Source organism: Pseudolactococcus raffinolactis NBRC 100932, from assembly GCF_001591765.1.
Classification (GTDB): domain Bacteria; phylum Bacillota; class Bacilli; order Lactobacillales; family Streptococcaceae; genus Pseudolactococcus; species Pseudolactococcus raffinolactis.
This window is the reverse complement of record NZ_BCVN01000048.1, coordinates 1-10,924: the sequence shown is the minus strand read 5'-3', so window position 1 is coordinate 10,924 and position 10,924 is coordinate 1. Positions and strand designations below refer to the sequence as shown.

Sequence of the window (10,924 nt, the reverse complement as noted above, 5' to 3'; positions counted from 1 at the left end):
TAAAAACAAACGCAACTAATAATTTTAGTTGCGTTTGTTGTGGTATTCTTTTAACTTTGATTAGAGCTTTGTATCAGTAAGATGTTTTAATCAACTCTAAGTAACATGGCATTGATTGCGACGATAACGGCGCTGAATGACATTAAAATGGCACCGATAGCAGGACTTAATATGATACCCCAATTTGCTAAAACACCTGCTGCTAATGGAATTGCGACAATATTATAACCAGCTCCCCACCATAAGTTTTGAACCATTTTGCTTTGTGTATTTTTGGCTAGGGAGAGGAAATGCAAAATATCGGAAGGATTACTTTTAACTAGGATAACATCTGCTGACTCTATGGCAACGTCAGTTCCAGCTCCGATAGCAACACCTATATTAGCTCTTGCTAGGCTTGGTGCATCATTAATACCATCACCAACCATCATTACGACTAGTCCTTGTTCTTTATAAGATTTAACGATTGCCTCTTTCTCATCTGGCATGAGTTCCGCATGCACATCCTCAATTCCTAATTGTTTGGCAACAACGGATGCTACTTGTTGGTTATCACCTGTCAACATCACTGGTTGGATGCCTTTAGCTTTTAATTTTTCAATCATCATCTTAGACTCAGGCTTGATTTGATCTCCTTGTGCGACCAGACCAACATTTTGCTCTGCTACGAGTAAGAAACTAATCGAATTACCTTGGTTAGATAGTGCTTCAAACAATTTTTTATCATAAGAGATGTGATGTTTATTTAGGTAACTAATGCTAACAATCTTGATGTCTTCTCCATTGACTTGACCGGCTATGCCAATACCTGGTAGGTTGGTAATTTCTACTGCTTTGGGAATTGTTAAGCGCAGTTCGTCAATTTTTTTCAAGATGCCTACTGAAAGTGGGTGGCTAGAATTTTGTTCAAGTGCTGCCATCAAAGTAAGGACTTGCTCTTTACTAACTTTAGGACTGAATGTTTGATAATTAGTGACTGCGAAATTACCTTCAGTTAAGGTTCCAGTTTTATCCATCATGACCACATCAACTTTTTTAGAGACTTCTAGGGCTTGTCGGTTCTTGATTAATAGACCGTTTTTAGCACCAAGTGAAGTCGACCTTGCAGTAACAAGTGGAATTGCCAAACCTAAGGCGTGTGGACAGGCAATGATAAGGACTGTCACCATTCTTTCCAATGCGATATTTAAATCACCAGTTAGGAATAGCCAGATAATAAATGCGCCTATCCCTACACATAAGGCAACATAAAATAAAAGTTTTGCTACTTTATCAGATAAGGATTCGACTCTTGATTTGTCTTTTTGGGCATTACTTACTAGCGACATGACCTGTGATAGATAACCTGACTCGCCTGTACCTGTTATCTCTACTGTTATCGTTCCTGAACCATTCACTGAGCCACCAATCACGCTGTCGTTGATGTTTTTTTGGATATCTTTTGATTCCCCAGTTACCATTGCCTCGTTAACGTTTGTTTTGCCTTCTATAATTTTCCCATCAGCCGGAATTTTTTCTCCAGATTTAACAAGCACTTTTTCACCTACTTGCACATCTTTTAGGGCAACTTCTTTTGTATTACCGGATGCATCAAGAACTAAGGCTGTACTTGGTAATAACTCAGCCATTTTTTGTAATGCATCTCCAGCGCGACTTACAGCGTTCATTTCTATCCAATGCCCAAGTAGCATGATAACAATTAATGTTGCTAACTCCCAAAAGAAATCCATGACATGCGTCTGGCTTTTTATGACGTTATTCATGATAAAAGCGTAAACACTATAAAAGAATGCGACAGAAATCCCTAAGGAAATTAAGGTCATCATTGCTGGATTTCTCATCTCCAGCTCCATTTTTGCACCTTTTAAAAAGGGTCGACCACCATAAATGAATAAAATTGAGGCAAATATTAGTACAAGCCAATCAGACCCTGGAAATGTTATCTGAAATGGTAAATTAATCCCCATCATAGGTGATAATAAAATAATCGGTATGGAGAGCAACAAAGAAACAATAAATGTTACCTTTAAGTTCCCCATATGCATGCTATGATCCATACTTTCACCATGATTGGCGTGCGCATTATGTGTCATTTCCGTTTGATGATGCATGTGTTCTGAGTGGTCCTCATTCACCATATGGTCATGACTGTTCATATGATGTTGATGCTCATCAGTATGAACGTGGTTCTCTTGATTAGACATAGTTTGATCCCCCTTAAAATCAAATCCACAACCGATTACATCTGTAAACGATGTGTGATTACATGGTATCAGTTATTTATTAGAATGTCAAACATGAACTTATTAGAGGTGCTCTTTAGTATTTGTCGGCGCATATTGACCTATCCCATCTTTAAAATCTATAATTTTAAAAGGAGACTGATTTCCTTCTTGGCTTGTAATTATCCCAGTTCCGTCGTTATTCAGATTCATTGTATCGCCTAATTTATTTTTCCATGTCCCTGCTGCCGAGCTAAAATTACCGTTATTAATAGCATCAAAATCAAAGTCTTGTTCAGTTACCGAAGTTGGTATTTGAGATTGTTGTATAGATTCTTCTGTTATAGAAGATGTGTCTGTTGATTCGGATGATTTATTTGTAGATGAATCCTGTGTTAAACTTTTGGTAATTTTCGTTTCTCTTTTTGTAGAATTATTTTCTTTCTTGTTAGAACATCCAACAAGAAGTGATGAACATAACAGGGTTCCTAAAATAATTGCTTTTTTCATAAAGTTCTCTCCCTTAGCTTTTAATGTGAATCAAGATTGTACGATATTTTACACTATCTTTTCCTATGAATTAATTGACACGATAATAATATAAATCTGCAGGAAAGTTCATAGTATTTTGGGTCAGAACTAATCTAGGTCTACTGACATCAGATTGATCGCCATTAGGGTTTGAAAAGTCAATCGGATACAAATTGAGGGTTGCAATAGCTCGTACCTCGCCAATCGCGACATAAGGAATATTGAACGCATTTTCCGAATCTGGGACGGTATAAACATTTAGACTATTGGAAGATATGCCATCAACATCAATCAACTTAACAGTTTGATCAGGGTTGACAATGACTGTTTCTCCACGTCCATTTTGCCACTTGCCAACAAGTGTCGTAATATCACCTTGATTAATGGCAGCAATGTCTAAATCTTGTTCAGCTGCAGGTATTTCTAATTTAGGAGCAGAGGTTTCTGATTTTGCCGAAGTCGAACTTGATGATTTTGTGGGACTTGATTCAGAGTAAATAGTGTCTTTTTTCTTTTTTGAGCCTTGTGATAGCTGATTTTTGGATGAGTGTTCTGTGTGATTTTTGGTATTTGAACAGGCCCCCAAAAAGGCAAAACTTAAGAATAATAGAGCTAGCAATTTTCTATTTGTGATCATGTCATCTTTCTTATCTCTTCAGGTTCGCAAATTTTCTTGCCCCTGCCGTGTTTCAGAACCATTATACCAAAAAAGAATGATGGTGTCTTAAATAAATTAAAGATGTTATAAGATTGAATGGAGAAACAGAAATATGTCATTAAATAATCAAAAATTCACACGAAAACTATGTTAAAATAATCTCTAGAAACAAAAAATAACGAGAGAGCAATGGAAAAAATGATTGATTCAACCGAATTACTAGTTAATACGAAAAATCAAAAAGTCAACTACGACAAGATTTTGCGACAAATGATTCAAACTTGGCAAGCAGGTGGTGTACGTCCAAAACTCATTATTCATTCTTGCTGTGCGCCTTGTAGCACCTACACACTCGAGTTTCTGAGCACCTACGCTGACGTGACGATCTACTTTGCCAACTCAAACATCCACCCAGAAGCCGAGTACAGACGCCGCGCCCTCATCCAAAAAGCCTTCGTCCACGACTTCAATCAGCGCACCAATCAAAACGTCGCTTTCCTCGAAGAAGATTACCGACCAAATGATTTTATCCAAATGGTCATGGCGCGAGAACTACAAGATGAACTTGAAAAAGGCTTAAGGTGCAGTGCTTGTTTCCAACTCCGATTGGATTTGGTAGCAGAAAAAGCAGTCGCCTTAGGTTACGATTATTTCGGTAGTGCCCTCACCTTGTCACCCCAAAAAGACAGCCAACTAATCAACGAAATCGGATTAGATGCCCAGAAAATTTACGCAGTTAAATACCTTCCAAGTGATTTTAAGAAGAATAAAGGCTATGAACGTTCTGTCCAAATGTGCCGAGAGTACGACATCTATCGCCAATGTTACTGCGGTTGTGTCTTTGCAGCCAAGCAACAAGGGAGTGATTTAAAAGCCGTTAACCAAGAAGCTAAAGCCTTTCTTAAAGCAAAACAAGAAGTAAATGGCTAACCCAGTGATTTTCTCACATTGAGCTAGTAACCAAGGTAAAATAAGTAACAATTAAAATATGATGTAGCTGATATCAAACTGTATGAAAGAGAACGTTTTAATGTGAGACGTTCTCTTTTTATCCCATTGTTATCGCAATCAAAAATAATGAATTTTCAGAAAATTCACTTGTCATTTTCAATTTTTTTTGGTAGAATATTCCTATATCTTTTGTCAGATAATTTTACAAAAGTAAAAGATGTTTGACATTATCTGTGAGAGGATGAATGAATGGATAAATTACAAGCTAGACGGCAAACTTTGTGGGATCAGTCTTTTGAGTCTGATGCCTGCGGTATGGGCTTTATTGCCCAAATAGATGGTAAACCGACTCACGAGCTAGTGGATTATGCGATGACAATCTTAGAACGCATGAATCACCGTGGCGGGACAGGAGCAGAACCTGATACTGGCGATGGTGCCGGTGCACTTTTTGCCATGCCACATGAATTTTTTACAAAAATATCTTCAGAAAATAGCATCACCTTACCAGCCCCCGGCGACTATGCCGTGGGTCAGTTTTTCCTGCCTAAAGCAGTGGACAAAAAAGCAGCGCTTTGCAAATCAATCAGCAATGAAATGCAAGCTGATGGCTATCAAATCTTAATGACACGTGATGTCCCTTTTAATTTTGATAACTGTGGCCCTGGTGCGCAAGCGATTATGCCTGCTTTTGTTCAATTCATCATTTCAAAACCAACCGATAGCAAAAGTGGTCGCGATTTTGAAGATAGACTCTATCGCCTCCGTCGTAAACTTGAGAAAACATTTGCGACGTCTGAGATGTTCATCTGCTCACTATCAAGTAAAACAATCGTTTATAAAGGCATGCTCCATGCATTCCAAGTTCGAACATTCTATCCTGACTTGTCAGACCCTGCCTTCAAATCAACGATAGCCTTGACACACTCACGTTTCTCAACCAATACCTTCCCATCATGGGATCGTGCACAACCTTTTCGTTTCCTCGCTCACAATGGTGAGATCAACACCCTTCGTGGCGCTGAAAACTGGATGACCTCGCATAAAATCGAGATCTATAATGAGGAAAACTCCGATTCGGCCAAGCTCGAAAACTGTATGGAGTACCTCTACCGCAACGGTCGCGACATGCCACATGCCCTTTTGATGATGATACCAGAGGCTTGGGGCAAAGAAGCTGGCTTATCGCCAGAATTAACATCGTTTTACGAGTATACCTCATCATTTATGGCACCGTGGGACGGTCCAGCAGCGCTAGTCTTTACAGATGGTGATACCGTAGGTGCCCGTCTTGACCGTAATGGTTTGCGTCCAAGTCGTTATAGCATCACCAAAGATAACTTCATCGTCTGTTCATCAGAGTCAGGTGTCGTAGACTTCGAACCTAGTCGTGTTGTCGAAAAAGGCGTGCTTGGCCCTGGGAACATGATGCTTGTTGATACTGTTAACGGTAAGATCCTCCGTAATGAAGAAGTTAAAAAACATTATGCCGCGCAATTCCCTTATGAAAAATGGTTAGACAACAACTTGCTTCATATTGATGACCTAACAGAAAAAGTAGCCTTTGATGATATTTCAGAAGATGAGCGTCAAACCATGCACAAACTCTTTGGCTATACAGAAGAAGTGATCAGAACCGTGATTGTCCCTATGGCAGAAAACGGTCAAGAGCCAGTCATTGCTATGGGGTATGACAGCCCGCTTGCTGTCCTATCACAAAAAAATCAATCTCTATTTACTTACTTCAAACAACAGTTTGCCCAGGTTACCAATCCACCGATTGATGCCATTCGTGAAAAAATCGTTGTCGGAACAGAAGTCTATCTGGGTCGCGATGGTGATTTGCTTGTAGATCATGACGAAAACTGTGTGAAACTCAAACTTGATAGTCCAGTTTTAACGACTGAAGACTTCGAAAAAATAGCAGCACTATCAGATCAAAAACACCAAGCCCAAACGATTTCGACATTATATGACGTGACGAAAGACACACCAAACCGTTTGGAACATGCCTTAGTCGATATGTTTAAAGTGGTCGAAGCAGCAGTTGATAAAGGTGCTAGCATCATTATCCTAAGTGATCGTGATCAAAAAGAAGGCTTGATGCCAATGCCAATCTTGCTTGCGACGTCTGGTTTATACAACTACATGGTCGAAAAAGGAAAAGGCAGCCAGTTCTCAATCGTAGTGGATACAGCGGAAGTGAATGAAGTCCATCATTTTGCGACAATCGTTGGGTATGGTGCGAGTGCGATTCACCCGTATGGCGCTTATGAAACCTTGAAAGACTACAGTATGTCTGATAAGGCTGAGTCTTTCCGTCAAGCAGCTGAAAAAGGTATTATCAAGGTCATGAGTCGGATGGGAATTTCGACTGTCTCTGGTTACAAAGGTGCACAGCTCTTTGAAGCGGTTGGTCTTTCCGATGCTGTTGTTGACAAATATTTCCGTGGCACAGTAACACGGATTAGTGGTTTGACGCTGAATCAAATCGAAGCTGAGTACCTAGAGCGCTACGAATTTGCCTATGGTCACCGCAGTCACGAAACCTTGCCATCTGGTGGGTCATTCCAGTTTAAAGCGGATGGCGAACACCATATCTTTAATCCATTGACGATTTACAACTTCCAAAAAGCGGTTCGTCAAGGCGATTATGACTTGTATAAGGCGTATTCAGCTGAGCTTGATTTGGAAGCTGACGAAACGCCATCAAATCTCCGTCATATTTGGGAATTAAAAGGGGAGCGTACACCAGTTGCTTTGTCAGAAGTTGAACCGGTTGAAAATATCGTCAAACGCTTCAAAGTAGGGGCTATGAGTTTTGGGTCGCTTTCAAAAGAAGCCCATGAAACGATTGCTGCTGCCATGAACTCGATTGGCGCTAAGTCTAACTCAGGCGAGGGTGGTGAAAACCGTGCACGTTTCTATAAACAAGCGGACGGCACCAACCTCAACTCTAAAATCAAACAAGTTGCCTCAGGTCGTTTTGGTGTTAATGCTGAATACCTGATGAGCGCTGAAGAATTACAAATTAAATTAGCCCAAGGTGCTAAACCAGGAGAAGGTGGTCAGTTACCAGGTGGTAAAGCCTTTCCATGGGTTGCAGAAATCCGCGGTTCAACGCCAGGTGTGACCTTGATTTCTCCTCCACCTCACCATGATATCTACTCAATCGAAGATTTGGCACAATTGATTTATGACCTCAAGGCCATTAATCCTTATGCGAAAATCAACGTGAAACTCGTTTCATCTACAGGTGTTGGGACGATCGCGACTGGTTGTGTCAAAGCTGGTGCGGATAAAGTCGTGATCTCTGGTTATGATGGTGGAACGGGTGCCTCACCAAGGAACTCAGCGCGTGATGCTGGATTGCCGTGGGAGATGGGACTTGCTGAAGCACATCAAACCTTGACGATGAATAACTTACGTCAACGGATGACCCTTGAAACGGATGGGAAGTTGATGACAGGTCGTGACATCGCAGTTGCTGCTCTATTAGGTGCTGAGGAATATTCATTTGCCTCACTTGCCTTGGTGGCTGTTGGCTGTGTCATGATGCGTGTTTGTTCATTGAATACCTGTCCAGTTGGTGTAGCAACCCAAAATCCTGAGCTACGTGCCCATTTTGCTGGCAAGCCAGAACACGTTGTCAATGGCATGAAATTCCTAGCACAAGAACTCCGTGAAATCATGGCTGACCTTGGTTTCCGTTCAGTAGATGAAATGATTGGTCATGCCGAAGTCTTGAAACCTAAGTTTATCGCAAAAGGCAAAGCTAAGTCGCTTGATTTCAGTCGCATCATTGGAACAACCATGCCGATTGAACGTAAAGTGGTCGATCCATTTATTGAAGAACGTCAATGGCAAGAACTTGACGGCTTTGCCAAAGCTGCCATTGATAGTGGCACTGGTGTGACCGTTAAAGAAACGATTAACAATGTGACACGGACAGCAGGAGCTCGTATGGCCGGCTGGATTGCAGAACGCTACGGTAACTATGCACTTGAACCAGGCTTGCTTAAATATGAATATACGGGTATCGCTGGTCAATCCTTTGCTTCTTTTGCAACACAAGGGATGGAAATCACTTTGATCGGTGAAGCCAATGACTACATCGCCAAATCACTATCAGGTGGTCGTGTCATTGTGAAACCACCGGTTGATGCAGGCTTTAATGTTGAAGCTTCTCCGATTGTCGGAAATGTGTCGCTGTTTGGTGCAGTTCGTGGGGAAGCCTACTTCCGTGGTCGTGCAGGTGAGCGTTTCTGTGTTCGGAACTCAGGAGCTAAAGTCGTTGTCGAAGGTGTTGGCGAACACGGTTGTGAGTACATGACGGGTGGTTTAGCCGTAATCCTTGGCAGTACAGGTCAAAACTTCGCTGCTGGTATGAGCGGCGGTGTTGCCTATGTCTATGACGCAAAGGGCGATTTTGCAGAAAAAGTTAACATGGAAATGGTTGACTTATATAAAGTCGGTCAAACACGTGGTGATGAAGTCCTGAAAGAAATGGTTGAAAATCATGCAACCTATACTGATTCTGAAAAAGCAAAAGCCTTGCTCGCGGATTGGGACAATGCTGTTGATAAATTTGTGAAAGTTTATCCGAGAGAATTCCATGAAATTAAGGAAATCGAATACCATTTGGCACAAACAGGCTTGACCGGAAGCGAACTTGAAATGGAAACATTTGAGAAAGCTATGCGGACACCTGCAGCTGAAAAAGCTGAATTAATTAAAGTAGGGGGCAAATAATATGGCAGATCCATTTGGCTTTATGAAATATAAACGTAAGGATAATCCTTACCGTTCTGTTGCTGAGCGTGTATTGGACTTTGAAGAATTACAAGTCCCACTTGAAGTTGATGAACGACAAGAGCAAGCAGCCCGCTGTATGGGATGTGGGATACCTTTCTGTCACGCTGGTGAATTTTACGGTGGTGGTCGCGCAGTTTCAGGCTGTCCAAACGACAACTTGATTCCTGAGTGGAACGACCTTGTCTACCGTGGTGAGTTTAAAAAAGCGTTTGATCGTTTATCACGGACAAATCCACTACCAGAAATGACTGGTCGTGTCTGTCCTGCACCATGTGAAAAAGGCTGTACAGAAGCTCTCAACGGTGACGGTGTTGCCATTCATGATAATGAACGCTTCATCATTGATAATGCCTTTGAACAAGGTTGGGTTGCAGACAGTGGTCGTCCAAAAGAACGGACCGACTTTAGAATTGCCGTTGTTGGCTCTGGCCCTGCAGGGCTTTCTGCAGCTTGGCGCTTGAACCAACTGGGACATAACGTGACAGTATTCGAACGCTCAGATCGCTTTGGTGGTTTGCTCATGTATGGGATTCCTAACATGAAGCTTGACAAAGATATCGTCCAACGTCGGATTGACATCATGGCAGAAATCGGGGTTGAATTTGTTGCCAATACAGAAATTGGTCGAGACATCTCATTTGAAGCTTTAGAAGCAGACTTCGACCGCGTGATCTTGGCAACAGGTGCAAGCGTTCCGCGCGATCTACCAGTACCAGGTCGTGAACTCAATGGCGTGAAATTTGCGGTTGATTTCTTAACAAACATCACAAAAATCGTCCTTGCCAATGGCGACAAAAAAATGCGTAAATCTCTTGAAGGCAAAAACGTTGTCGTTATCGGTGGTGGTGATACAGGTAATGACTGTATCGGCACAGCGATCCGACTTGGTGCTGCAAGTGTGACCCAACTTGAGATCACACCTCAGCTCCCAGGCCAACGAACTGATGCCAATCCATGGCCTGAATATCCAATGGTTGACCGTAAAGGTTATGGCCAAGAAGAAGCTATTGCTGCTGGTAATATCAACTTGACCCGCTATGCAACATCAACAACTGAATTTATCGGTGCAGAACGTGGCCAATTAATCGCGATTAATACCGTTCAGGTCGGCCCAGGCTTCAAGCCAGTTGAAGGCACAGAAGAAACCTTGAAAGCTGATTTAGTCCTCCTTGCTATGGGCTTCACTGGCGCGGAACAATCTATCTTCCAAGGCTTCGGCATCACGCAAATCTTTGATGACAACACGACAAATAACGAAAAAGTCTATGTATCAGGTGACGCCAAACGTGGCCCATCCCTCGTTATCTGGGGCATTCGTGAAGGCCGTAAAACAGCCGAAAAAATTGATGAAACCTTGCGTGTCATGGTGACACAATAATCCTATCAAAAAATGGTATCAGAATTCTGGTACCATTTTTTGATATCAGTAGCGAAAAAGGATGAGTGCTACCTATTTGCAGTTACCTAGTCAAACATGTTTGTCAAAGTCATTAAAATTTGATAAAATAGACATACTAAGTGTAAGGAAAGGTTTGTGACCAAGAATGGCAAATTATACAGCAGAAGAAGTTGAAAAAATTAAAGATAGAATCCTCTCAGCACTTGAGAGCGTGATTGACCCTGAGTTAGGGGTTGATATTATTAACCTTGGCCTTGTCTATGCGATTGAATTTGAAGATAGCGGCCGAACTGAGATCCAAATGACTCTGACAACAATGGGTTGTCCGCTTGCTGATCTATTAACAGA

7 protein-coding genes are annotated in these 10,924 nt (G+C 41.6%); 4 read left to right on the top strand and 3 right to left on the bottom strand.

Annotation, left to right across the window (positions count from 1 at the left end; translation table 11 throughout):
- Nucleotides 1-86: 86 nt before the first annotated feature.
- The 3 genes from LRA01S_RS09695 to LRA01S_RS09685 form a co-directional block, all read right to left on the bottom strand.
- The gene (locus tag LRA01S_RS09695) at nt 87-2,204 is read right to left on the bottom strand and encodes a heavy metal translocating P-type ATPase (protein WP_082785449.1); all 2,118 of its coding nucleotides are present in this window, start codon (nt 2,202-2,204) and stop codon (nt 87-89) included.
- 102 nt (nt 2,205-2,306) lie between these two features.
- Nucleotides 2,307-2,732, bottom strand: a complete 426-nt coding sequence (locus LRA01S_RS09690; RefSeq protein ID WP_061775423.1) for a DUF6287 domain-containing protein — start codon at nt 2,730-2,732, stop codon at nt 2,307-2,309.
- Nucleotides 2,733-2,802: 70 nt separating this feature from the next.
- Nucleotides 2,803-3,390, bottom strand: coding sequence for a DUF6287 domain-containing protein (locus LRA01S_RS09685; protein ID WP_061775421.1), 588 nt, complete (start codon nt 3,388-3,390; stop codon nt 2,803-2,805).
- Nucleotides 3,391-3,609: 219 nt separating this feature from the next.
- Here LRA01S_RS09685 and LRA01S_RS09680 point away from each other — a divergent pair, with 219 nt between their 5' ends.
- The 4 genes from LRA01S_RS09680 to LRA01S_RS09665 all read left to right on the top strand — a co-directional run.
- On the top strand, nt 3,610-4,341 hold the full coding sequence (locus tag LRA01S_RS09680) for an epoxyqueuosine reductase QueH (protein WP_061775425.1): 732 nt from the start codon (nt 3,610-3,612) through the stop codon (nt 4,339-4,341).
- Between the two features lie 270 nt (nt 4,342-4,611).
- Nucleotides 4,612-9,114, top strand: coding sequence for a glutamate synthase large subunit (gltB, locus tag LRA01S_RS09675; RefSeq protein ID WP_061775419.1), 4,503 nt, complete (start codon nt 4,612-4,614; stop codon nt 9,112-9,114).
- A 1-nt stretch (nt 9,115) separates the two neighbouring features.
- On the top strand, nt 9,116-10,555 hold the full coding sequence (locus LRA01S_RS09670) for a glutamate synthase subunit beta (protein WP_061775417.1): 1,440 nt from the start codon (nt 9,116-9,118) through the stop codon (nt 10,553-10,555).
- A 166-nt stretch (nt 10,556-10,721) separates the two neighbouring features.
- On the top strand, nt 10,722-10,924 hold a 203-nt coding region (locus tag LRA01S_RS09665), incomplete at its 3' end, for a metal-sulfur cluster assembly factor (RefSeq protein ID WP_156470236.1).